General features: G+C 34.3%; 26 protein-coding genes. 17 read left to right on the plus strand and 9 right to left on the minus strand.

What is annotated here, in order from left to right:
* Positions 1–801, minus strand: a complete 801-nt coding sequence (locus Q0770_RS01420; protein ID WP_299113248.1) for a class I SAM-dependent methyltransferase — start codon at positions 799–801, stop codon at positions 1–3.
* A gap of 43 nt (positions 802–844) precedes the next feature.
* Between Q0770_RS01420 and Q0770_RS01425 the strand changes: the two genes are divergently transcribed.
* From Q0770_RS01425 to Q0770_RS01470, 10 genes are all read left to right on the plus strand, one after another.
* The gene (locus Q0770_RS01425) at positions 845–1,534 is read left to right on the plus strand and encodes a hypothetical protein (protein ID WP_299113250.1); all 690 of its coding nucleotides are present in this window, start codon (positions 845–847) and stop codon (positions 1,532–1,534) included.
* Between the two features lie 162 nt (positions 1,535–1,696).
* Positions 1,697–2,962 carry a kynureninase gene (kynU, locus tag Q0770_RS01430; RefSeq protein ID WP_299113252.1) on the plus strand — a complete coding sequence of 422 codons (1,266 nt, stop codon included), beginning with the start codon at positions 1,697–1,699 and terminating at the stop codon, positions 2,960–2,962.
* Positions 2,959–4,359, plus strand: coding sequence for an NAD(P)/FAD-dependent oxidoreductase (locus Q0770_RS01435; RefSeq protein WP_299113254.1), 1,401 nt, complete (start codon positions 2,959–2,961; stop codon positions 4,357–4,359). The genes kynU and Q0770_RS01435 overlap by 4 nt, the downstream gene beginning before the upstream one ends.
* Before the next feature lie 3 nt (positions 4,360–4,362).
* Positions 4,363–4,767, plus strand: a complete 405-nt coding sequence (locus tag Q0770_RS01440) for a RidA family protein (protein ID WP_299113256.1) — start codon at positions 4,363–4,365, stop codon at positions 4,765–4,767.
* Entirely contained in the window at positions 4,767–6,206 is a 1,440-nt protein-coding gene (locus tag Q0770_RS01445) for an aldehyde dehydrogenase (protein ID WP_299113258.1), read from the plus strand. Before Q0770_RS01440 ends, Q0770_RS01445 begins: the two co-directional genes overlap by 1 nt.
* A gap of 11 nt (positions 6,207–6,217) precedes the next feature.
* Complete coding sequence (locus tag Q0770_RS01450; RefSeq protein WP_299113260.1) at positions 6,218–6,742, plus strand: hypothetical protein; 525 nt, start codon at positions 6,218–6,220, stop codon at positions 6,740–6,742.
* A 4-nt stretch (positions 6,743–6,746) separates the two neighbouring features.
* Positions 6,747–7,529 carry an SDR family oxidoreductase gene (locus Q0770_RS01455; RefSeq protein ID WP_299113264.1) on the plus strand — a complete coding sequence of 261 codons (783 nt, stop codon included), beginning with the start codon at positions 6,747–6,749 and terminating at the stop codon, positions 7,527–7,529.
* Positions 7,530–7,559: 30 nt separating this feature from the next.
* Positions 7,560–8,096, plus strand: a complete 537-nt coding sequence (locus Q0770_RS01460; protein WP_299113266.1) for a 3-hydroxyanthranilate 3,4-dioxygenase — start codon at positions 7,560–7,562, stop codon at positions 8,094–8,096.
* Positions 8,089–9,174, plus strand: coding sequence for an amidohydrolase family protein (locus Q0770_RS01465; RefSeq protein WP_299113268.1), 1,086 nt, complete (start codon positions 8,089–8,091; stop codon positions 9,172–9,174). The genes Q0770_RS01460 and Q0770_RS01465 overlap by 8 nt, the downstream gene beginning before the upstream one ends.
* Positions 9,174–9,815 carry an O-methyltransferase gene (locus tag Q0770_RS01470; RefSeq protein ID WP_299113270.1) on the plus strand — a complete coding sequence of 214 codons (642 nt, stop codon included), beginning with the start codon at positions 9,174–9,176 and terminating at the stop codon, positions 9,813–9,815. Before Q0770_RS01465 ends, Q0770_RS01470 begins: the two co-directional genes overlap by 1 nt.
* A 6-nt stretch (positions 9,816–9,821) precedes the next feature.
* Here Q0770_RS01470 and Q0770_RS01475 read toward each other — a convergent pair whose 3' ends face one another.
* The 6 genes from Q0770_RS01475 to Q0770_RS01500 all read right to left on the minus strand — a co-directional run bounded on the left by Q0770_RS01475 (position 9,822) and on the right by Q0770_RS01500 (position 15,441).
* Positions 9,822–10,112, minus strand: coding sequence for a twin-arginine translocase TatA/TatE family subunit (locus Q0770_RS01475; RefSeq protein ID WP_299113272.1), 291 nt, complete (start codon positions 10,110–10,112; stop codon positions 9,822–9,824).
* An 80-nt stretch (positions 10,113–10,192) separates the two neighbouring features.
* Positions 10,193–12,484, minus strand: a complete 2,292-nt coding sequence (locus Q0770_RS01480) for a M1 family metallopeptidase (RefSeq protein ID WP_299113274.1) — start codon at positions 12,482–12,484, stop codon at positions 10,193–10,195.
* 65 nt (positions 12,485–12,549) lie between these two features.
* Positions 12,550–13,059 carry a DUF6702 family protein gene (locus tag Q0770_RS01485; RefSeq protein WP_299113276.1) on the minus strand — a complete coding sequence of 170 codons (510 nt, stop codon included), beginning with the start codon at positions 13,057–13,059 and terminating at the stop codon, positions 12,550–12,552.
* Positions 13,060–13,104: 45 nt separating this feature from the next.
* Entirely contained in the window at positions 13,105–13,896 is a 792-nt protein-coding gene (locus tag Q0770_RS01490; protein ID WP_299113278.1) for a carboxypeptidase-like regulatory domain-containing protein, read from the minus strand.
* Positions 13,880–14,641: a carboxypeptidase-like regulatory domain-containing protein gene (locus tag Q0770_RS01495; protein WP_299113280.1), complete on the minus strand. Its 762-nt coding sequence runs from the start codon at positions 14,639–14,641 to the stop codon at positions 13,880–13,882. Before Q0770_RS01495 ends, Q0770_RS01490 begins: the two co-directional genes overlap by 17 nt.
* 14 nt (positions 14,642–14,655) lie before the next feature.
* Positions 14,656–15,441 (minus strand): carboxypeptidase-like regulatory domain-containing protein, encoded by a 786-nt coding sequence (locus tag Q0770_RS01500; RefSeq protein WP_299113282.1) that lies wholly within the window; start codon positions 15,439–15,441, stop codon positions 14,656–14,658.
* Between the two features lie 153 nt (positions 15,442–15,594).
* On the opposite strand from Q0770_RS01500, the gene pepE reads away from it, so the two are divergent.
* Complete coding sequence (gene pepE, locus Q0770_RS01505) at positions 15,595–16,302, plus strand: dipeptidase PepE (RefSeq protein ID WP_299114051.1); 708 nt, start codon at positions 15,595–15,597, stop codon at positions 16,300–16,302.
* Here pepE and Q0770_RS01510 read toward each other — a convergent pair whose 3' ends face one another.
* The gene (locus Q0770_RS01510) at positions 16,303–16,728 is read right to left on the minus strand and encodes a GNAT family N-acetyltransferase (protein WP_299113284.1); all 426 of its coding nucleotides are present in this window, start codon (positions 16,726–16,728) and stop codon (positions 16,303–16,305) included. It abuts the gene before it with no gap.
* 327 nt (positions 16,729–17,055) lie between these two features.
* Here Q0770_RS01510 and Q0770_RS01515 point away from each other — a divergent pair, with 327 nt between their 5' ends.
* The 6 genes from Q0770_RS01515 (at position 17,056) to Q0770_RS01540 (ending at position 22,436) form a co-directional block, all read left to right on the plus strand.
* Complete coding sequence (locus Q0770_RS01515; protein WP_299113286.1) at positions 17,056–17,997, plus strand: hypothetical protein; 942 nt, start codon at positions 17,056–17,058, stop codon at positions 17,995–17,997.
* Positions 17,998–18,039: 42 nt separating this feature from the next.
* The gene (locus tag Q0770_RS01520; RefSeq protein ID WP_299113288.1) at positions 18,040–18,732 is read left to right on the plus strand and encodes a hypothetical protein; all 693 of its coding nucleotides are present in this window, start codon (positions 18,040–18,042) and stop codon (positions 18,730–18,732) included.
* Between the two features lie 7 nt (positions 18,733–18,739).
* Positions 18,740–19,309 (plus strand): hypothetical protein, encoded by a 570-nt coding sequence (locus Q0770_RS01525; protein WP_299113290.1) that lies wholly within the window; start codon positions 18,740–18,742, stop codon positions 19,307–19,309.
* 74 nt (positions 19,310–19,383) lie between these two features.
* Positions 19,384–20,463, plus strand: coding sequence for a collagen-like protein (locus Q0770_RS01530; protein ID WP_299113292.1), 1,080 nt, complete (start codon positions 19,384–19,386; stop codon positions 20,461–20,463).
* Between the two features lie 2 nt (positions 20,464–20,465).
* Positions 20,466–21,605, plus strand: coding sequence for a gliding motility-associated C-terminal domain-containing protein (locus Q0770_RS01535; protein WP_299113294.1), 1,140 nt, complete (start codon positions 20,466–20,468; stop codon positions 21,603–21,605).
* Positions 21,606–21,668: 63 nt separating this feature from the next.
* Positions 21,669–22,436, plus strand: a complete 768-nt coding sequence (locus Q0770_RS01540; protein ID WP_299113297.1) for a M48 family metalloprotease — start codon at positions 21,669–21,671, stop codon at positions 22,434–22,436.
* 47 nt (positions 22,437–22,483) lie between these two features.
* On the opposite strand, the gene Q0770_RS01545 is transcribed toward Q0770_RS01540, so the two are convergent.
* A complete protein-coding gene (locus tag Q0770_RS01545) occupies positions 22,484–22,879 on the minus strand; it encodes an ankyrin repeat domain-containing protein (protein ID WP_299113299.1) in 396 nt (131 codons plus the stop codon).
* Between the last annotated feature and the right edge of the window lie 62 nt (positions 22,880–22,941).

The raw sequence follows: 22,941 nt of genomic DNA on the forward strand, positions 1-22,941 counted from the left end.
CTAAACCTTTCTCGCCTTAATCTCAAAAATCATAGGAAACAGCTGGTCTTTCATTTTATAAAGCCCATCTTCAGTTTTAATTAAACCTGGAAAAACATCATAAGGACTTTCGTCATATTCATTGAGATAATCTATTTGTAATCCAGCTTCAATAAGTGCGTTAACCACTTCGCCTAAACCGTGGTTCCAACCATATTCTTTACTTACCATTTTTGAAGATTGGTCAGCATAAGTGCCTTCATATTCTTCATAAATCACTTCGTCTTGACTGTAATGATATTTCATTTCGGGCTTACCTTCGTTATAATCAAACATCCATAAAATAGGATGAAACTCAACAATATAAAAAACACCTCCAGGCTTTAAACGTTCTGCTATCATTTTGGCCCAAGGTTTCAAATCTGGTAACCAACCAATAGTACCATAACTTGTAAAAACAATATCAAAAGTTTCTGAAATATATTTTGAAGCATCTAAAACATTACAACACACAAACTCTGCATCTAGACCCAATTCAGTATTTAGCTCTTTAGCCAAATTAATAGCCTCATCACTTAAATCTACAGCTGTACACTTCGCTCCCATCCTACTCCAACTTAAGGTGTCTTGCCCAAAATGGCATTGCAAATGCAACAAAGATTTCCCTTCAACATTTCCCAAAGCCTTTAATTCGTATGGCATTAACGAGATGTTTCCTGATTTAAAACCTTCCATATCATACATTTCACTCTGAGCATGTATGGCTACTTTTTTGTTCCAAGTGGCTTTATTGGTTTCAAAATAATTAGTATTCTCGTTCATGGTTGTGTAATTTTACATCTAAATTAATTTATCATTTTTTAATATGAAACCTTTATATGCCATTCTGTTACTTTTCATTTTTGCAGTGAGTTGTAAATCTGATAAATCGGAAACTCTAACCGAAGTAAAAAAGGAGCTGACCATTGCAGAAAAAATTGCTAATGCTCACGGTTTTGAAAACTGGAAAAACGTCACCGAAGTACAATTTACATTTGCAGTTGACAGAGATACTATAAAAGGAAGTGGTCGTTCATGGTCATGGCTACCAAAAAAAGATAGTGTATCAATGACAGCTGGAGAACAGAACTTTAAATACAGTAGATTAAATATAGATAGTCAAAGCTTAAATGCTGACCGTGCTTTTATTAATGATAAGTATTGGCTCTTAGTACCATTTCAATTGGTTTGGGACAATACGGCTACAATTTCTGAACCTGCAAAAGCTCAAACTCCGATTAGTAAAACCGATATGGATATGATTACTATTTTATATCCTAGCGAAGGCGGTTATACACCTGGCGATGCCTATGACATCTATTATGATAAGGATTATATGATACGAGAATGGACCTTTAGAAAAGGTAATTCTGAGACACCATCTTTATCTACAACTTTTGAGAATTACCAAGATTATAACGGTATTAAAATAGCAACAGACCATAAGCAAGAAGATGGCAAATGGAACCTTAACTTTGCAAACGTAAAAGTAAAAACCGAGATTAAGGTTTTCTAAAGCATAATGTAAGGTTCGCGCTTAGGTTTCGACTTAAATCGTATATCTTACATTTTCCGCCTTCGGGCGTCTATATATATTCTCTAGCGCTTTGTGTTCAAGGCGCTTTTTTTATGCCTATCAAATCCTTATTTTTGTTAGACACCAAAACGCAATCACAATTTGTCTAACTATAAACTAGGTCTCGATTTTGCCAAACAGCTAGACCAAAACGACCAATTAGCAGAATACCGGAATCAATTTCACATCCCAAAAGACAACAACGGAAATGAATTGGTTTATATGACTGGGAATTCTTTAGGTCTACAACCAAAAATTACAAAAAACTACATCACCCAGGAACTTGAAGATTGGGCAAATCTTGGTGTCGAAGGTCATACCGAAGGTCAAAACCCATGGTTACACTATCATGAGTTTCTTACAGAAACTATGGCAGAGATTGTTGGCGCAAAACCACTAGAGGTTATAGTTATGAACTCACTAACCGCCAATTTGCATTTAATGATGGTAAGTTTTTATAAACCTACACCTAAACGATATAAAATTTTAATAGAAGCAGACGCTTTTCCTAGTGATAAATACGCAGTAGAGTCACAATTAAGACATCATGGTTATGATGATAAAGACGGATTAATATTATGGAAATCTCGTGACGATGAAGAACTTGCAAACTATGAAGATTTAGAAACCATACTAAAAAATCATGGCGATGAGATAGCGCTTATTATGATTGGTGGTGTTAATTATTATACAGGACAATTTTTTGATTTAAAACGCATCACTGAGCTAGGTCACAGTTACGGCTGCACAGTTGGTTTTGATTGTGCACATGGCGCAGGAAATGTGCAACTCAATCTACATAATTCTGGAGCTGACTTTGCAGTTTGGTGCACCTACAAATATTTAAATTCTGGTCCAGGGAGTTTATCTGGTGCTTTTGTACATGAACGTCATGCCAACAGAAAAGATCTAAATCGATTTACAGGTTGGTGGAGTCATAATAAAGAAACACGTTTTAGAATGCGTGATGAGTTTGACCAATTGCCAGGTGCCGAAGGTTGGCAACTGAGCAATCCACCTATTTTATCAATGGCAGCAATTAGAGCCTCATTAGATGTTTTTAAAGATGCAGGTTTTGATAAATTATGTTTAAAATCGAAAACGTTAACCGGCTATTTTGAGTTTTTAATTAACGAGTTAAACAACTCTGATATTAAAATTATTACACCTTCAAATCCAGAAGAGCGTGGTTGCCAATTATCTATTCAAGTAAAAAACGCGGATAAAGCATTACATAAAAAACTAACTGAAGCAGGAGTCATAACAGATTGGCGTGAGCCAGATGTGATAAGATGTGCACCAGTACCGCTATATAATTCGTTTATGGATGTGTATCAATTTGTTGAAAGACTGAAAAAAGCTTTATGAGAAACAAACAACAAAACATACTCATTATAGGAGCTGGTTTGTGCGGAAGTCTTTTGGCTCTTCGTATGGGACAGCGCGGCTATAATGTTAATGTGTACGAAATGCGTCCTGATTTACGCAAAACAGATATTTCTGCTGGCCGTTCTATTAACTTAGCCTTTTCTGACCGTGGTAATAAAGGCATGAAGCTTGTCGGAATTGAAGAAAAAGTAAAAGCACTTTGTATTCCTATGAATGGGCGCATGCTTCATGACAGAGAAGGCAATACGTTTTTATCTAACTATAGTGGTCGTGACCATGAGTATATCAATTCTATTTCAAGAGGTGGATTAAATGCTTTGCTTCTCGATGAAGCCGAAAAACATGAAAACGTTTCTATACACTTTAACAAAAAATGTCTGTCTGTTGATTTTGAAAATACCACTGCTCGTTTTCAAGATTATGAAACTAAAGATGAATTTATTGAAGATGCCGATTGTATTATAGCAACTGATGGCGCTGGCTCAGCTTTACGTAGAAGTTATTATTTGGAACGTAAATTCCTATTTAGCTTTTCTCAAGATTATTTAACACATGGTTATAAAGAATTAAGTATTCTACCAACAGAAGATGGTGATTACAAAACTTATAAAAATGCTTTACATATTTGGCCTCGTGGAGATTTCATGGTCATTGCATTACCAAATTTAGACGGTAGTTTCACAGTAACACTCTTCTTAAGTTATAACGAAGGTGAATACAATTTTAATAATCTAACAACTCCAGAAATAGTCATAGAGTTCTTTCAAAAAGAATTTCCTGACGCTTTAAAACTCATGCCAAATTTGGTTGAAGATTTCTTTGAAAACCCTACTGCACCTTTAGGAACTGTAAAATGCTCGCCATGGCATTATAAAGGTAATACTCTTCTCATGGGAGATTCTGCACATGCGATTGTTCCGTTTTATGGACAAGGCATGAATGCTTCTTTTGAAGATGTCGTAGAATTTGATGCGGTATTAGACAATCATGAAGGCGACTGGGAAACTATTTTCAGTGAATACGAAAAAACAAGAAAGAAGGACACTGATGCTATAGCCGATTTAGCCATTGATAATTTTTATGAAATGAAAGACCATGTAGGCCAAGTTATATTTCAAGAAAAACGAAAAATTGAAATGGCTTTGGAGAAAGAATTTCCTGAAAACTATTCATCAAAATATAGTTTGGTTACCTTTAATGAGCATATTGGCTACAGAGAAGCCATGTTAAGAGGAAGAGCTCAAGACAAAGCCATATTAAACATGCTAAGTGACAATATTATTTCTGCTGGAGATGATATTAAAGACATATTAGATAAAGTTAAAACAGAAACCGAAGCAATTCTTGAAGACGATAGAATTGCTGGATTACATTAAGCTATGAGTGAAAAAATAGTAACACCTCGAGGTGCATATCCGCATACAAAACGTGTAGGCGATTTTATATTTGTATCTGGCACAAGTTCTCGTCTCCCGGACAACACTATTGCGGGTGTGGATATTATAGATGAAATGGGAACAAAAAAATTAAACGCTTATACCCAAACACAAGAAGTTTTAAAAAATATTGAAAGCAATCTAGCTAAAGAAGGTGCAAGTTTAAAAGACGTCGTTGATGTGACTTCTTTCTTAGTAAATATGAATGATTTTGCAGATTATAACAAAGCCTATGCAGAGTTCTTTGACAAAGAAACTGGACCTACACGTACTACTGTAGCAGTACATCAATTACCGCACCCAGATTTGGTAATTGAGATTAAGGTGATGGCTTATAAAAAACTATAATGGACATCCAAAACTACATCAACGGAAAGTTTCATAATCCACTTCAAAATAAGTGGATAGACAATTACAATCCATCAAACGGAGAAGTATATGGGCAAATCCCAAACTCTTCAAAAGATGATGTAGAAAATGCATATATCGCAGCTAAATCTGCATTTCCAATTTGGTCACAAACCACTTTAGAAGAACGTAGTCGCATTCTAATTAAAATTTCAGAATTATTAGAAGCTAATCTAGACCATTTTGCTGAAGCAGAAAGTAAAGATAATGGTAAGCCAATTAGCTTAGCCAAAGCTGTAGATATTCCAAGAGCTGCAAGTAATTTTAGATTCTTTGGTAATGCTATTACTCAGTTTGCAAGTGAAAGTCATGAATCTGTTGGACAACAAGCCATAAATTACACCTTGCGTCAACCTATTGGCGTTGTGGGCTGTATTTCTCCATGGAATCTTCCGCTTTATTTATTCACGTGGAAAATAGCACCTGCCATTGCTGCAGGAAATTGTGTAGTTGCCAAGCCAAGTGAAGTCACGCCTATGACAGCGTATCTATTAGGTGAAATTTGTAATGAAGCTGGTTTACCTAAAGGCGTATTAAATATTGTACATGGCTTAGGCACAACAACTGGTCAAGCCATTGTAGAACATTCAGATATTAAAGCAATATCCTTTACTGGAGGCACAGCAACTGGAGCACATATTGCTAAAGTCGCTGCACCGATGTTTAAAAAGCTATCTTTAGAATTAGGCGGGAAAAATCCAAACATCATATTTGCAGATTGTGATTATGAAGTAATGCTGAATACTACGGTTCGCTCATCATTTGCTAATCAAGGTCAAATATGCTTATGTGGGAGTCGCATTTTTGTAGAAGCTTCAATTTATGATAAATTCAAAATTGATTTTGTAGCAAAAGTAAAAACGCTTAAAGTTGGCCATCCGTCTGAAGCTTCTACTAATATTGGTGCTTTAGTATCAAAATCACATCTCGAAAAAGTAAAAGCGTATATTGATATAGCTAAAGAAGAAAACGGGACAGTTCTTTGTGGTGGTAATGAAGTTACCGTTGAAGGTTTTGAAAAGGGCTATTATCTTGAACCTACAATAATTGAAGTCCCAAATGACGAATGTCGTGTTAACCAAGAAGAAATTTTTGGTCCAGTTGTAACCATTATGCCCTTTGGCTCTGAAGACGAAGTCCTCCAAATGGCAAACAAAGTTAAATATGGATTATCGGCAACACTATGGACCAATAATCTGAAACGCACCATGCGTATGAGTAACCAATTACAAGCCGGAATCGTTTGGGTAAATACCTGGATGATGCGAGATTTACGGACGCCTTTTGGAGGTGTAAAAGCTAGTGGCGTTGGTCGTGAAGGTGGCTTTGAAGCGCTTCGTTTTTTTACTGAACCCAAAAACATATGTATTAAATATTAAAACAATAAATTATGAAAACTAGAATACTTACACTAGGATTATCTTTTGCAATGACTTTTGCATTTGCGCAAGAGATGAAAACATTCACAAAAGACAATTACACCATAGAGTATGATACTGCATGGGAAATTAGTGAACAAAAAATACAACCTTCCATACAATTTATGATTCTTTCAGATGAATCGACACAAGCTAATGACAAATTCAGGGAAAATATAAATCTATCGACTGAGTCACTTCAAGGGCAAGAACTTACAGCTACTGATTATGCTAAAATATCTTTAGACCAAGTTGCTATTCAAATCCCTGCAGCAAAGGTTATTTCTAACGAATCTAAAAAACTAAATGGTATAGATTGTCAAGAAATCATTTGGTCTGCAGACTTTGGTAATAACATGATTTTAAAATTTAAACAAGTTATTTTTGTAAGAGGTGGAACAGGGTATGCACTTACATTCTCTAGTTCTACAGCTGAATTTGATACTTACAAAGAATCAGCTAATAAAATGTTGAGCAGTTTCAAATTTGTTAATTAAAAGAATGAACTTAGAACTCAATAATAAAAATGCTCTCGTTTGTGGTAGCACGCAAGGTATAGGTAAAGCCACAGCTTTAGCTTTAGCAGAAGAAGGTGTAAACGTAACATTAATTGCAAGAAATGAAGAAAAACTGAAAACGGTTTTAGCAGAGTTACCTTCTCACAGAAATCACAATTACATTGTTGCAGATTTTTCAAATCCTGAAGACCTAAAAACTAAAGTTTCAAATCATATTGCAACACACCATGGGTTTCATATACTTATAAATAATACTGGCGGCCCTGCAGGCGGGCCAGTTTTTTCTGCTGACTTAGATGAATTTCAGAATGCATTTACCCAACATTTAAAGTGCAATCATATATTGGCACAAACCCTTGTTCCTTTTATGAAAAGTGAAAGGTACGGTCGCATTATTAATGTGATTTCTACTTCTGTTAAGCAACCTTTAGACGGTTTAGGCGTTAGTAATACAATTAGAGGTGCTGTAGCTAATTGGAGTAAAACTCTTGCTAATGAGCTTGGTCAGTTTGGCATTACCGTAAATAATGTTTTACCTGGAGCTACATCTACTGAGCGACTTTCTCAAATTATAAAAAACAAAGCGTTAAAAACCGGTCAAACAGAAGACGATGCTGCGTTAGCAATGCAAAATGCCGTTCCAGCAAAACGCTTCGCAAAGCCCGAAGAGACTGCTCATGCTATTACATTTTTGGCAAGTGAACGAGCTTCATACATCAACGGAATTAATCTTCCAGTTGATGGTGGTAGAACTAAAAGTTTGTAACTTTATAACTCAGCAATAAATCTAAACAAAATGAGTAAGCTATATCCTCCAATAAATTTTAAAGCATGGATTGAAGAACACCGTCATTTACTTAAGCCTCCTGTTGGCAATAAGGTCGTTTGGAAAGATGGTGACTATATTGTTATGGTTGTTGGTGGACCAAATAGTAGAAAGGATTATCACTACAACGAAACACCTGAATTTTTCTATCAGGTTGAAGGCGATATAGTCCTCAAAGTTATAGATAAAGGCACGCCAAAAGATATTCATATTAAAGAAGGTGACATTTTTCTATTACCTCCAAAAGTACCGCATTCACCACAGCGTGGTGCTAAAACTGTTGGTTTAGTTATAGAATACCCCCGTGAAAAAGGTGTACAAGATGCACTATTATGGTTTTGTGAAAACTGTACCACAAAGCTATACGAGGAAGATTTTACAGTAGATAATATTGAAACTGACATGCCAAAAATCTTTGACAAATATTATGGTGATGCTGACAAACGCACATGTCCAAATTGTAGCGCTGTAATGCAAGCTCCAAAGAAAGTAAAATTAGATGACTAAACGTAAACTAAGAATTAACGGCCACTCTCACCTACTTCCTTATCCTGAGGAGATTCCTCAGTTTATGAAAGACAAAGAGATTTTTTGGGTAGATGATGAGCGAAAGTACATGCTGCAAAAAGGCTGGAAACGTCCAGTTACAGATTCTAGTTTTTTCTTAAATGAAAAACTAGATTGGATGGAGAAAAACCGTTTAGACCATGCTGTTGTACTAAACCTTTCTCAATTATACGGTAATGGTCTTCGTTTAGAGGAAATGAAAAAAGCATTACGTTTCCAAAATGATTTCAATGCAAGAGTACAGCACGATAATCCTAAAAAATTTACATGCGGTTTTGTTGTACATCCTGGTTTTATTCATGGTGCTTTATGGGAGGTTGAACGTTGTGTTGAAGAGCTAGGACTTAATGTGTTGTGTTTACCAACACATTTTATGGATTCTATTGGTCAATGGCGTTCTGTTTTTGACAAAGAGAATGATCCTATTTTTGAACTTGCAGATAAATATAAGTTAGCCATAGAAATCCATCCTTATGATGGAGATAAAATGATAAATCTAGAAAATACCGCATGGCGTTTTCATCTGATATGGATGCTTGCGCAATGTGGTGATGCCTATCATTTCTATACCTTAAACGGCATGCAAGAACGCTTTCCTAATATTAGAACATGCTTTGCTCATGGTGGTCAGTTAGCTCAGATGAATTTAGGACGACGAATTCAAGGCTTTGATGGCAGACCCGATCTATTTGAAGGTAAACATCATCCTAGAAAAGCTGTCGGACACCCAAACATCTATTTTGACACTTTAGTGCATGATACTGACTCTCTTAAACTGATGATAGAAAGACAAGGTGCTAAACAGGTTATTATGGGCTTAGATGACCCATATCCACTTGGTGAAATGGAGAGTGATGCCCAATCTTCATATCCTGGAAAAATTTTAGATTTAGCCATTGATAGAGATATTATCAATCAAACAGAATATGATGAAATCTGGGAATGCAATGTGTTGCGTTGGTTATTTGGAGACAATATTGAAGCTAAAGACAAACTAGTAAAACGTATTTTAAGTTAATGCATTTTCTTCCTGAAAAGTTAGATGATTATGTTGTTTCACATTCTGAAACTGAACCAGCATTACTTCAACAACTCACTAGAGAAACCTATCAAAAAATCTTACAGCCAATTATGCTTAGCGGTCCGTATCAAGGTCGCGTTTTGAGCATGATTTCAAAATTAGTTAGCCCAAAAAATATTCTTGAACTAGGTACTTTTACTGGTTATGCTACACTTTGTTTAGCCGAAGGCATTCAAAAAGAAGGTATAATACACACTATTGATATTAATGAAGAACTAGAAGATTTTCAAAGAAAGTATTTTGACAAATCTGGCTATGGAGAACAAATTATTCAGCATGTAGGTAATGCATTAGACATTATACCACAAATTGATACAAGTTTTGATTTGGTATTTATTGATGCAGATAAGCCTAATTATAGCAATTACTTTCATTTAATTATTGATAAGTTAAATCCTGGAGGTATCATCTTATCAGATAATGTTTTATGGCATGGAAAAGTTGTTGAAAAACTGGACCCAAAAGACACCTCTACAAAAGCAGTTTTGGATTATAATACGCTTCTTAAAAATGACTCAAGAATTGAAACAGTAGTTCTGCCCATTAGAGACGGGTTAACCATTAGCAGGAAAAAATAATCGATTTTAAGGCTTACGCTTTACTGACCCTGTAAAGTCTTCAACCTCATCTCGTACTTTATTGAGCTCTTCATTGATACTCTGAGTAACTTCAGTATCAATTATGCCATTTTCTTTAGCACTTTTTGTCACTTCGTGCTTAATATCATTGGTTGCATCTTTTAGTGTACGCATACCTTTTCCTAATCCACGTGCAATTTCAGGAATTTTATCAGCTCCAAAAACCATAACTACTATGAATAGTATAAAGACGATTTCTGTACCACCAATGAATAATAATGTAGGTTGACTTAACATATTGCAAATATAAACTGACTTTATGTAATAAAAAAAGCCGACTCGTTAAAGTCGGCTTTATTATTTAAAAATAACTATAATTAGTCTTTGATTTTCTTCTTAAACTTATTAAACTCACTTTCTTTAACTTCTTTTGGCCATGAGTTGTTAGATGTATCTACATCTGCAGTTTCTAAATCTGGATCGACTGTAATTGAAACGATTTCTTTATCTGAAGCAATAGCTTTTGATGCCGATTTGTCATTTAGTCTCCATATTTGCGCAGGATACGTTTCTCTTTTCTTACTTCCATCTGCATATGTATACTCCACAATTAGAGGCATTACTAATCCACCTGGCTTTTCGTAAGTTACTTGATAAAAATACTTAGGAGATTTCATTTCCTTGCGTTGTTCTGGTGTAAAATTGTCCATAACAAACTCTTTTACTGTTGGTAAATCTGATAACTCTCCAGCTTTTAAAGCTTCCTCGTAGCCATCTTTTCCTTCTTCAACAAAGTATAATAAATCCGCAGTATCCATATTAAAACGCTCTGCTATTTTCTTACCTTCTTCAGTAGGTTTTGCTGTTATAGCAAACTTCTTTACCTCTTTTACAGAGATATCTGTATAATCTGTTGTATAAAACCAACCTCTCCAAAACCAATCTAAATCAACAGCAGAAGCATCTTCCATTGTACGGAAAAAATCTTCTGGAGTTGGGTGCTTAAACTTCCAACGGTTTGCATATTCTTTAAATGAATAGTCAAATAAATCACGTCCCATTACTGTTTCCCTTAAAATATTAAGTCCAGTTGCAGGCTTAGAGTATGCATTGCTTCCAAATTGATATGTATTCAAACCTTTAGTCATAATAGGCGCTATGAAATCTTGATTTCCGCCCATATATCTTACAATATTTTTTGCTGGTCCACGTCGCGATGGATACTTTGTTTGACCTGGCGATAATGCCGCTGGATACCACTCGCCAAAATCTTGCTCAGCTACGTACTGCACAAAAGTGTTTAAACCTTCATCCATCCATGTCCATTGACGCTCATCACTATTAATAATCATTGGAAACCAATTGTGACCAACCTCATGGATAATAACACCCATCATACCAAATTTAGTTCGGTCAGAGTATGTACCGTCTTTATTTGGGCGACCGAAATTGTAACATATCATTGGATACTCCATACCCATTGGTGCATGTGCAGAAATAGCCTTGTGATATGGATAATCAAATGTCATACGAGAGTAACTCTTTAGTGTACTTGCCACTACTTTTGTAGACCAGTCTCCCCAAAGTGGATTACCTTCTTTAGAGTACATAGATACAGCCATTACTTCTTTAGTATCAAGCTTTACCGCCATCATATCCCAAATAAATTTACGTGAAGTTGCAAAACCAAAGTCACGAACCATTTGAGCAGATAACTTCCAAGTTTTCTTGTCTTTGCTCTTAGATTTTTCAGCCTTTTCTGCTTCCTCTTGTGTTACAATTAATACTGGCTCGTCGTAAGATTTCTTAGCCTTTTTATAACGTTTCATCATTTCCTTTGAGAAAACTTCTTCTCTATTAGTCAAATAACCTGTACCATCTAAAACGTGATCTGCAGGTACAGTAATATTTACATCAAAATCACCAAATGGCAACGCAAACTCATCACGTCCCCAAAACTGAGAATTCTGCCATCCTTCTACATCATTATATACAGCCATACGAGGATAGAACTGAGCCATAACGTATATTCTGTTATCGTTTTCTTCAAAATACTCGTAACCAGAACGACCACCATCTTTTACGTGGTCATTAATGTTATACCACCATTTTATATTGAATGAGAATTTATCACCTTTATTTAGTGTTACTGGTAATTCTACACGCATCATGGTTCTATTAATCATATGAGGTAAAGGTTTACCATTTACATCTGAAACTTCTTGGATATTAAAACCACCATCAAAGCGTTCTTTAAGGTAAGAACCAGCTGCTCTACCAGGTGTAGTTGCTGGACCAAAACCACTACCATTAATTAATGGTGTTTTAGAATCTCTTGCACGCATATTTTGATCTAACTGAACCCAAAGATATGTTAGTGGATCAGGAGAATTATTTGTGTAAGTAATTGTTTCGTAACCAGATAATTTTGCTTTCTCATCGTCAATTTCGATGTCCATTTTATAATCTGCTTGCTGCTGATAGTAAGCTGGGCCTGGTGCCCCAGAACCTGTACGGAACATATTAGGTGTTGCAAATTCATCATATAACTGCTTGAATTTGTTTTCGTTAGTGTGTCCTTGTGGCTTTTCTTCTTTCTCTGTTTCTTGTGCAAATGCACCAGCAGAAACAAAAAGAAGCCCCAATAAAACGTGTTTAAAAATCTTCATAATTGAGTTTTGGTGTTTAAAAAATGATGCCTAATGTAGAAAAAATGCTGCTGTTTTAGTAGTTTTTAGTCAAAGTTTAACACAGCTTTGTTATTCTCAGGAATAAGAATAAAACTTTTGTCTTTGCCCTTTACTTTAGTACGCAATATATTTTGCTGTTTTGGGTAGATATCAAACAATACTTCGTTTTTAATTTCTAGGGTTTTTATATCTTCAACATTCTCTATCTCTAAATAGCAATAAACGATATCATCTTTATATTCTTTTCCTATAAAATTAAAGTCCCTATCCTTCGTGTTGACTTTAATATCTAGCTTAAATTTTAAATATTTCTCTATATAAACATTTACCATTTCTGATTCTTCATCAATGGCTAAAGTGATGTTTTCATCATAACGCTCGCGAATTAACTTTTCAAAATCGTCAATAAATATTTGACTAATAATTTGAAGTGATTTTTGCGCCTTAACATACTCTAGTTTTGTAACACTAACATAATACTCATGTTTACTAGAATATGAATTCAATAGGAAAGATGAGGTAAATAGCACAAGTATATATTTGAATTGTTTCATGAGTTTAATTTCTAAAATCTACATATTGACAAAACATATGCCAATTTAATCGTCTTTTGAATTTAAGTTTAGCTTGTAGGCTTTCAATTTTTCATTAAAAAATGGAATAACTTCTGATGGATCATTACGATTACAGATATTTTTAAACTTTAAATCATCCATACAAAAGTAGAAATAATCTGCTTTTTGAGGTTCAGTAAATTCTTCTTTATCAAATATACTTTCAGAATAAAAATCTCGCATACGCTTCATACATTTATCTTTTTCATCTAACTCAACAATTGCCTTAAGCTTTTTTGTGCGTCCACTAACTTTATTTAGTAGCTTATGAAAATTAACACCAAAGCCTAGCCCAACATATCCCCAATTTCCGGCATCTGCATCTGCAAGCTTTCGTTCTGGTATGGTTTTGGGTTTACCTGTATAACCTGGAATGCCTAAATCGTAAAAATTAACCTCATCTTTTAATTCTACATTCCCAATATCAGAACCGATATTTCCGGTAAGGATTTCACCAACTACAACCTCTTCTAACTCATTAACCTTTTCTATTAGATAGATTCTTAAAGCTCGGGATTCGAAAAACTCTTGTCCTAAAACAATCTCTTTTGTTTGATATTTTAATGCAGATATTGTTAGCGTATCTTTAGGTTTAGCTAATATTTCAAAGCTTCCATCCGTATTGGTTACTGTATATTTTACAGAAGATTTATTGAGTATGTGCACACCTTCAACATCTCCATTAGCTAAAACAACACCTCTTAGAGTCTTTAGTTGTGCATTAACTGTACCAGCTAGAACAATTAAGATTATAAATATGTTAGTCTTTTTTGTCATTTGAGGCCAACTGAATTTTGAATAATTTAAGTTCTTCTTTTAGGAACGTTATTGGTGTCAATACATTATCTGCATTGCAGGCATCTTGGAGTTTCTCACTATCCATGATAAAATTAAAAAATCTATTTTGTAACTCTTCTGAAAAACCTTCTCCTTCAAAAATTATATTTTGGTAAGCAGCTTTTAATTTCTCTACGCATTTTATTTTTCTATCTAATTTAATACGCTGTTTAAGCATTTTTGTTCGACCTGTAATTGCATTAATAATTGGATTAAGAGGAACTAACCCACCACCAGATGTCGCTTCAGCTAGCTTGCGTTCATTTAGTGTTTTTGGCTTACCTGTATATCCCGGAATACCTAAATCATAAAAATTAATAGACTCTTCAATCTCTTGATTTTTAATATCTGATCCCAAATCACCAGTAAGTATTTTACCTACTACTACTTGGTCTAATTGGGTAATATTCTCAGTAAGAAAAATTTCTACTACTTTTTTTGTTAGTATAGATTTATCAATAACTATCTCTTTGGTCTTATATCTTAATCCAGAAATGGTTAGTGTATCATTAAATTTAGCTGGAATCACAAAACTACCATCAGTATTTGTAACTGTGTATTTTAAAGCCGTCTTATTTAATATATGAATGCCCTCAACCTCGCCATTACCAATAACTTTACCTTCTAAATCTATTAATTGAGCAGATGCGGCAACACTTAGACATAAAGTGAATACTAAAATCAAATAAAAACGTATTCTCACTCTCTAGACAATAAAAATAATTGACTTTCTTTCTCGAGAAATTCAATAAGAAATATTTCATTCTTACGTAATAAGAGTGATTTTTCATATCCCTTATCTTCAATGTATTCTATGAAAGCTTCAGTTAAATCTGTTGGTATTTTAAAGTTGTCTTTTAAAAAATTTGCGCTGTAACGCTTAGCAATAAGACTCTGCTTTTCTTCAAGAAGCTCAACTTCGGTTTTTGGTGCTCCTTTTTTCTTTAAGAAAAGACTGAAGAGATTAGCTATGTTTAAGCCATTTCTAAATCTATTTTCGTCTAAAAGTGGGTCGTCTATTTTTGTTTTGTTATCTGCTGAAAACTTGTAATCATCGAAATCTTCTTGGCCTTTATATATTTCTGCCATTTCAACATTATAAGTTCTAACTGCTTCAACATCTACATTAATATTGCCTGATAAATCATACGGTAATACAATAACCTCATCGAGTTTATTTACTTCTTCTACCAAGCGTACAGATACTTGTCTCGATTTGATAATACGCTTATCTATGGTTATTGTAAAATCTTTGAATTGCAATGCTCCAAAAGCCAGAATGTCATTTTCAGCGACATCAATCTTAAATGCGCCATTCTCGTCAGTAGTAACACCTTTGTTTGAGCTTTGGTTATAAACAGTAATACCTTCTTTATCTTCAGTCTCAACATTAATACGTCCATTGATTTCTACCCGTTGGGTTTCTTGGGTATAGCCAATGGTAGTTATAAAAATTAAAATAAAGGAAAAAACTGCGTTTCTCATGGTTGGTTAATCTTAGTTATATAAATGTCGGGGTTGAAATCTTAAAAAGATAATAAGTGCGTGGTAAAATTTTGTTAAATGATAATATATGCTTTAGATACAAACACCTATTTTTACAGTAGAACTAGAAATCAATTCAAAAATTATAACACTTTGAAATCAGTAATTATTGCCAGCACATCCACAATACATGGGAGTGGTTATCTTGAATACCTTTTAGATAATCTCAAGCAACATTTTAGTGGAATAGAAGAAATCATCTTTGTACCATACGCCAGACCTGGTGGAATATCTCATGACGAATATACTGCTATTGCTACAAAAGCTTTTGCTAAAATAGACATCAAGGTTAAAGGGTTACATGAGTTTAATAACCCAATTGATGCAATTAAAAAAGCTAAAGGAATTTTTACTGGTGGAGGTAATACCTTTGTTCTCGTAAATCAGCTCTATAAAAACAAAATTTTACAGCTATTAAAAGATGTTATAGAAAATGGTACACCGTATTTGGGCACAAGTGCTGGCAGTAATATTTGTGGACTCACTATGAATACGACTAATGATATGCCTATTGTATATCCACCAAGTTTTAAAACTCTTGGAATAGTACCATTTAATATTAATCCACATTATTTAGACCCCATTGAAGGAAGCACTCATATGGGTGAAACTCGCGAAACCCGAATAAAAGAGTTTCATAAATTTAATACGCAACCTGTTATAGGAATTCGAGAAGGTAGCTGGATAGAAGTAAAAAATAAATCAATAACCTTAAGAGGCAATTTAGATGCAAGGATTTTTATGCATGATAAGCCGCCTTACGAAATTGAAACTAATACTAATTTGGAATTTTTAAAATAACTACAAATGTTTAAAGAAATGGTAACCCCAAATTTCCATACCCTCATTATAGTAAAATTTGTGCGAAGGGTAATTGTTAACATAAGTATTTAACTCCATAGAATTACACCCTATGGATTGGCAATAATTATTAATCCATTGCATAAACTTTTTACCTAAACCTTTACTTCTATATTCATCTGAGATATAAACATGATCTAGCTCAACGGATTTACCAACATAATGTCTTGTGCAGAACCAAAGTCCTGTTACGCCAATAAGCTTTTCTTTATCAAAAATTCCAGCACACTTATAGTTTTGCTCAACCATTTCTTGAAATCTTTCTTTCAAAAGAGTTTCTGATATACGACCTTCATTTAATTCATAAACTAATGGTATTACTATACCTATATTTTTAGCTTCAATTAATCTAAAAGATATACTCATAAATAATTTTATATTCTTTAAAGATAACCTTAAACAGTTTATTTCTAAAAATAAAAAATATTAATAACCACAGAATAATTTTTGCAAAAAATCATCAAAAAATTGACTAAATCTCATAAGTATGTTATTTATCGATGAAAAAAGTTTTTTAACGAAATAACGAGCGCGTCCTTGTAGGATAATCTCTACTTTATAAAGGGATACGATATTTTTATCGTGCATTAATTATTATTGTTAATAACTAGTTAATATCAAAAAAAAGTCAAACATTTCATAGGTTGTTTTTTCACTATTTTTACCATAACACAATATTCCCTCAAAGTAGAATTGTCTAATAATTTTAAAACATCGGTCGTTTTAATTTTGTTGGGTATCATACCTGTATTGTCTTTTTCACAAGTCAAGATTGGTGATAACCCTGCACTTATTGACTCTAATTCTGTCTTAGAATTAGAGAGCAATAACAAAGTATTTGTACTTACTCGACTTTCTGACGCTCAAATAAATACACTCGCACCTCTTCCAGGAGCTTTGGTTTACAACATAGACTTAGAATGCATTTTTGCCTTTGATGGTCTTAATTGGAAAAACTTATGCGATCAACCCACAATTAGTGTTTCAAATACAGCGCCAATTAATAATGAGATTGGAGACTACTGGTTTAACCCAACAAATAATATTGCTAGCATTTGGAATGGCACAGAGTGGCTTCCTATAAACATTAATCCTAGAAGCGGTAGTGGACCTCCAGACAACACACTACTAGATAATCCCGTAGCTGGAGATATATATGTCAATGAAGATAATGGTGATTTATTTACCTATGATGGCACAAATTGGATTATGGTAAATCAGGTTTTAAATGCAGACAATGGTGTAACCATAACTAGTAATACTATTCAATTAGGTGGTGCGCTAATTACACCAACAGTAATCACAACAGATAGCACTAACACTTTGGCTTTACAAGGTTTACAAAACACAACCCTAGACGGAACAAATAGTGTTGTTGTTGTAGATAATACTACAGGTGAATTAGCCCAAGTATCAGCTACAAACATAGTACAGCAACAGCAAGTCGTAATTATCGCTACAGAAGGGCAATCGCAATTTACCACACCACTAAATGCTCTAGATATAAATAAAATTGACGTCTATAGAAACGGTGCAAGAATAGCCTTTACAATAATAAATGCAACAACAATAGAAGTTGAACCTGAAGCCATTTGCTTTGCAGGTGATGAAATAAGAATAGTACAATTAAATTAAATATAACCAAATCAAAAATTGATAATTAAAAACAAGTAAAAAATGAAAACAAATTTTTTAAAATTAGGATTAGTATTAGTAGCTATATTAACCTTTAGCCTAGGTAATGCTCAACAAACAACAGGTGATGTTGGAAAAGGTGAAGATGTTAGTCAATCTAGTGTACTTAACGGGACTGTAAGAGTTATTGACAACAAAGGGACAAAGAAGTTTCTTCAAGTTCAGAATGGCTTAACTATTCTAACAGATGCTACGCCAGATGGCGGATACGTATCTACATGGCAATTAGGTGGTACATTAACAAATGACACTTACATTACAGCTGACGGCAATGTTTTTGCACTTGATGGGTTAACTCTTGAGACTGGAGCAGCTTCAACAAATGCTGTTGATGCAGAAAATGCTCAAGGTGGAGGAGCAACTGGTACTGGATGGACAATTCTTGTACGTGATGAAGCTACTGGAGAAACAAGAAAAATACTAGCAACAGATATTATACAAAGTGGACAAGAGAGTTTTACTGCCACAGCTGGACAAACAGCTTATCCTCTAACTGGAGCACCAGTATTACCAGCTTTTAGTCAAGTATGGGTATTTAGGAATGGTGCTAAACTAGTTGCAAATGTAGATTACACTGTAGCTGGGTCTACTGTTACATTAGTACCTAGCACAACCGCACCAAACGATTGGGCTGTATTAGCAGATGATGTTATCGAAGTTCAATTCGTTAAGTAATAACTAAATGCGAATTTCCTTGTTTAAAAAATTTAATTATATAGTTCTAACCTTGACGTTGACTACATTTTCTGTAGTCAACGCTCAAGACGTTAGAGTGATTGATAACAAGGGAACTATTCGTGAGCTTTTTGTACCTTCTGTAAGTGAGCGTTTTCCAAACGCAAACCAAACAGTAACTGAAGCCACTACATTTACTACCATTAACTTCCAAAGTCAAGATTTTGCTCCAGACGTTAATGACTACACAAATGTTGCTAATGGTATTACGGTATTAAATGATGGAAGATATAGAATAACTTTCAGGATAACATCTGAGGTTGTAAACAACTCTAGAGTTGGTGGCGAATTCAGAATGACCAAAAATGGCATTGCAGTCAACAATACCTCATCATACACTTATCAAAGAAATAATCTTGTAGACAAAAACACGGTCACTGTAGTCAAAATTTTAGATTTAACGGCTAATGATGTTATTGGCGTAGAAGGGCGAGTATATAATAGTAGTAGAAATACAGCTGATAGTTTAACTATTCTTGCTGAAGGCAGCATGTTAACTGTAGAAAAAGTAAATTAAAAATGAGACTTTCATCCTATATATTAATCGTCTTTTTAGTTTCCGGTTTTTTTTCGTTTTCGCAAATACAAATTGTGAGCACTGATGTTGCGACAACCACTGACGCAAGTGAAGGTGATTATTATATCACTACAGATACTAATGTGCTATATATTGGATTAGAAGACGGTACATTAAAATCCGTTGGTATTGTTACTCAAATTGGTAGTACAGATGGAGAAGTTTTAGCTTGGAACACCACGACTAATCGATGGGAGCCAAGAGCTCCAACAACTGGAGCACTAACATTGACTACTGAAACTATACACTCTGTAAACAGAGCTCGGATACTTTTACAAGCCAATACTAATATTAACTCGACCACAGTAACTACTATAACTCCCGCATCATTTCAACTCAATGAAACGGGTGCTACTATAGGCGGAAATATGCTTACCAATTTAGAAGGAAATCTAAGGTTTATAGTATACCCAAATTTGGTTTCTACAGGTAATGATAGAACAAATTTTAATTGTAATTTTATTGTCAATGGCACAACAGTAGAGACAATATTTTCAGGACTTTATGCCAGAAATATATTAGACCACAGAGACACAGGTAGTGCAATTATATTTGAATATGAAAATGCAATATTAGCGGATACATTTTCTTTTCAACTCGCTAGAGAGACAACAAACACAGCACAAGTTTCTTTACTTAACACCTCTAAAATTTTTATAGAGCAATTTGTCGAATTAGAAGCAGTAACAGCTGTATCTGCTCCTGTGGATTTAACCATAGCTCAAGGACCAACAGGACCTGCCGGACCAACAGGACCAACAGGACCTGCCGGACCAACAATTAGTGGGCCTTTAGATGTTTATCATGCTGCAGGTAATATAAATCAAACTGGAAGTATCAATTACATCCAAGGTGCTAATATCATTAGGAATAGTGTAGGAAGTTATACTGTTACTCTAACCAATCCGCATCCAAATACAAATACATACCCCATTCTAATTACTTTGGAACGTAATGCTGGTACAGATGACTATGGAGCAATGTATACAATTATTTCTAATACTATTTTTAATATAGAGATAAGAGAACAGGATGATGGTGGTGGTGGTGGTGTTCTCAGAGATTCAAGTTTTAGCTTTTATGTTCCATTTTAATAATGAAAAAAATCAATCTAATATTACTATCCTTTTTTTTCTCGTTTGGAATTGCTCAACCTGCATTACAAAATTCGGGTAATATCCAAATTCACCAAGATGGAGAAATGGGGTTTCATATTGACTTGGTAAATAATGGAACTTTTAATCAAAATTTAGGAGCAGCTGGTTTTTATAATTCTACTAATCCATTATCAATATCCGGAACACAAGTGCCTCGATTTTTTGACATGGAAGTTGATGTTGTAAATCATCTTTTTTTAACTATTAACACTGAGGTTGTTAATAGTGTTGCCTATACCACTGGAGATATTATAACACCTAGAAGTAACCCTTCAATTTCATTAGACTATTTAGACAATTCATTTTATGTATTAGAAACTGATATTTCTAATACAGATGGCTATGCGAGTTTTAATGGTAATACTGAATTTAGTTTTCCTATTGGAGATGATGATAAGCTTCGACCTTTAATAACAACAAACAGCTCTCCAAATAGTAGTATTAGGGCTGCATATTTTAATGAAGATCCAAATTTTCCTTCGATTTTTACAACAAATTTTGATACTAATAGTATAGAGTCTATTGTTAATCAAGTTAGCATTATAGAATTTTGGGATTTTGATGGACCCGATAATTCTTTCGTCACATTAACTTGGGATAATGAAAGTGAAATAGATATTCTTGTTCCAGATTTATTAAGTCTTCGCGTTGTTGGATGGCATATTGTTGACCAAGAATGGAAAGATTTAGGCAACTCTAATGTCACAGGAACCCTTACAGAGGGTACTATCAATTCTTTTGTATTTAATCCGTTAGATTACGAAATCTTAACTTTTGGAGCCTTAGTAACTGAAGATGAACTTGAAATTTTCAACTTATTCTCTCCTAATGATGATGGCACTAATGATACCTTTGTAATTAAAGGTATAGAGTCTTTTGAAAACAATCTAAAAATCTACAACCGATGGGGAAATATAGTTTTCGAAGTCAATAACTACCAAAACGATTGGGATGGCACCTCAAATGCTGGTCGTGTTATAAGAAGAAATCAAAAATTACCTGCAGGTACATATTTCTACACCCTTGAACTCAAAGAATCTGGCAGAGCTTCTACTGGCTGGTTGTACATAAACTATTAAGCTTTATTTTCTTCCATAAATCTTCATAAACTTTTTGTATTTTAGAATACTAAATCTTTAAATATGAGAAGAGGCAATTTTAAAGTCCGTTTACTAATAGGAGTAGCCGTTGTTGCATTTGCATTCATCCGCAGATGTAGTCAGCAAGAGACTAACCCATATACTGGAAGGACTCAAGCTATATCACTGTCTCCAGAACAAGAAATTGCCATTGGCTTGCAAAGTGCTCCTGGTATGGCGCAGCAACATGGAGGCTTGCATCCAGATACTAGGTACCAAGCTTTAGTTGATGAAGTAGGAAACAAATTAGTGAACAATAGTATTGCAAAAAACACCCCTTATAAATATGATTTTCATTTGCTTGCAGATGACAAAACCATAAATGCATTTGCACTTCCAGGAGGTCAATGTTTTATAACCTATGCCCTATTTTCTAAGTTGCAAAATGAAGATCAACTTGCTGGTGTTTTAGGTCATGAGATAGGTCACGTATTAGGCAAACATTCTAATGAGCGGATTACAGATTCAAAATTTTGGCAAACCTTAGTAATGGGTGCTTCTGCAATAGATTTTGGGGCCGTTGCGCAACAATATGGACAAGGAAAGCTAATGGCTAATGGCCGTGATGATGAACTAGAGAGTGACGAGCTCGGTGTACTTTTTATGATAAAAGCAGGTTATAACCCTGAGGAAATGATTGGGGTTATGCAAATCTTAAAAGATGCCGCAGGACCAGACAGAAGACCTGAGTTTCAAAGTACGCACCCAGATCCAGAAAATAGAATAGAAAAAATAAAAGAAGCCATTAATAAATACAGAAAAGCATCCTAATTAAGGATGCTTTTTCTCACTAACTAACTCAAATAAAATTGTCTTATTTAGACACTTCTCTTTTTAAAACGCTTTAGAAACTGTGCAGCTTCTTTAGCGTTAGTTTTTTCAGCATGTCTTACTGCTGTCAAACCTTTATCGCAAGTTGTATGAATCTCAGAACCTGCTGTAATTAAAACTTTAATAACATCTACTCTATTAAATTTTGCTGCATAATGTATTGGCAACATACCATTAGATTTTTGATTGATGTTGACACCATTATTTATTAATTGCTTTACTTTTTCGATATCGCCTTTAGCTGCTGCTTCACAGATAGGACTTACTTTAGAATTTTCTTCAACTACTGTAAGAGGAGTTGATACGTTTTCAAGATTTGATGCATTTACTGTTGGTAATGAAAGGCTTAATGCTAAAGCCAAAACTGCTACTGATTTTTTCATGATGAATGATTTTTGATTGAATAATTGTTTTTTGATTATACTAAAGAGACGATTAATATTTA

This window comes from uncultured Winogradskyella sp. (assembly GCF_947501905.1).
Taxonomy (GTDB): Bacteria; Bacteroidota; Bacteroidia; order Flavobacteriales; family Flavobacteriaceae; genus Winogradskyella.

Bases quoted from the DNA above. Each gene is read 5' to 3' on its own strand.
- Q0770_RS01545 (WP_299113299.1), bottom strand. From the start codon at position 22,879: ATGAAAAAATCAGTAGCAGTTTTGGCTTTAGCATTAAGCCTTTCATTA.
- Q0770_RS01535 (WP_299113294.1), top strand. From the start codon at position 20,466: ATGAAAAAAATCAATCTAATATTACTATCCTTTTTTTTCTCGTTTGGA.
- Q0770_RS01460 (WP_299113266.1), top strand. From the start codon at position 7,560: ATGAGTAAGCTATATCCTCCAATAAATTTTAAAGCATGGATTGAAGAA.
- Q0770_RS01465 (WP_299113268.1), top strand. From the start codon at position 8,089: ATGACTAAACGTAAACTAAGAATTAACGGCCACTCTCACCTACTTCCT.
- Q0770_RS01525 (WP_299113290.1), top strand. From the start codon at position 18,740: ATGCGAATTTCCTTGTTTAAAAAATTTAATTATATAGTTCTAACCTTG.
- Q0770_RS01450 (WP_299113260.1), top strand. From the start codon at position 6,218: ATGAAAACTAGAATACTTACACTAGGATTATCTTTTGCAATGACTTTT.
- Q0770_RS01420 (WP_299113248.1), bottom strand. From the start codon at position 801: ATGAACGAGAATACTAATTATTTTGAAACCAATAAAGCCACTTGGAAC.
- Q0770_RS01445 (WP_299113258.1), top strand. From the start codon at position 4,767: ATGGACATCCAAAACTACATCAACGGAAAGTTTCATAATCCACTTCAA.
- Q0770_RS01435 (WP_299113254.1), top strand. From the start codon at position 2,959: ATGAGAAACAAACAACAAAACATACTCATTATAGGAGCTGGTTTGTGC.
- Q0770_RS01440 (WP_299113256.1), top strand. From the start codon at position 4,363: ATGAGTGAAAAAATAGTAACACCTCGAGGTGCATATCCGCATACAAAA.
- Q0770_RS01520 (WP_299113288.1), top strand. From the start codon at position 18,040: ATGAAAACAAATTTTTTAAAATTAGGATTAGTATTAGTAGCTATATTA.
- Q0770_RS01510 (WP_299113284.1), bottom strand. From the start codon at position 16,728: ATGAGTATATCTTTTAGATTAATTGAAGCTAAAAATATAGGTATAGTA.
- Q0770_RS01490 (WP_299113278.1), bottom strand. From the start codon at position 13,896: ATGACAAAAAAGACTAACATATTTATAATCTTAATTGTTCTAGCTGGT.
- Q0770_RS01500 (WP_299113282.1), bottom strand. From the start codon at position 15,441: ATGAGAAACGCAGTTTTTTCCTTTATTTTAATTTTTATAACTACCATT.
- Q0770_RS01480 (WP_299113274.1), bottom strand. From the start codon at position 12,484: ATGAAGATTTTTAAACACGTTTTATTGGGGCTTCTTTTTGTTTCTGCT.
- Q0770_RS01475 (WP_299113272.1), bottom strand. From the start codon at position 10,112: ATGTTAAGTCAACCTACATTATTATTCATTGGTGGTACAGAAATCGTC.
- Q0770_RS01540 (WP_299113297.1), top strand. From the start codon at position 21,669: ATGAGAAGAGGCAATTTTAAAGTCCGTTTACTAATAGGAGTAGCCGTT.
- Q0770_RS01485 (WP_299113276.1), bottom strand. From the start codon at position 13,059: ATGAAACAATTCAAATATATACTTGTGCTATTTACCTCATCTTTCCTA.
- Q0770_RS01470 (WP_299113270.1), top strand. From the start codon at position 9,174: ATGCATTTTCTTCCTGAAAAGTTAGATGATTATGTTGTTTCACATTCT.
- Q0770_RS01425 (WP_299113250.1), top strand. From the start codon at position 845: ATGAAACCTTTATATGCCATTCTGTTACTTTTCATTTTTGCAGTGAGT.
- Q0770_RS01455 (WP_299113264.1), top strand. From the start codon at position 6,747: ATGAACTTAGAACTCAATAATAAAAATGCTCTCGTTTGTGGTAGCACG.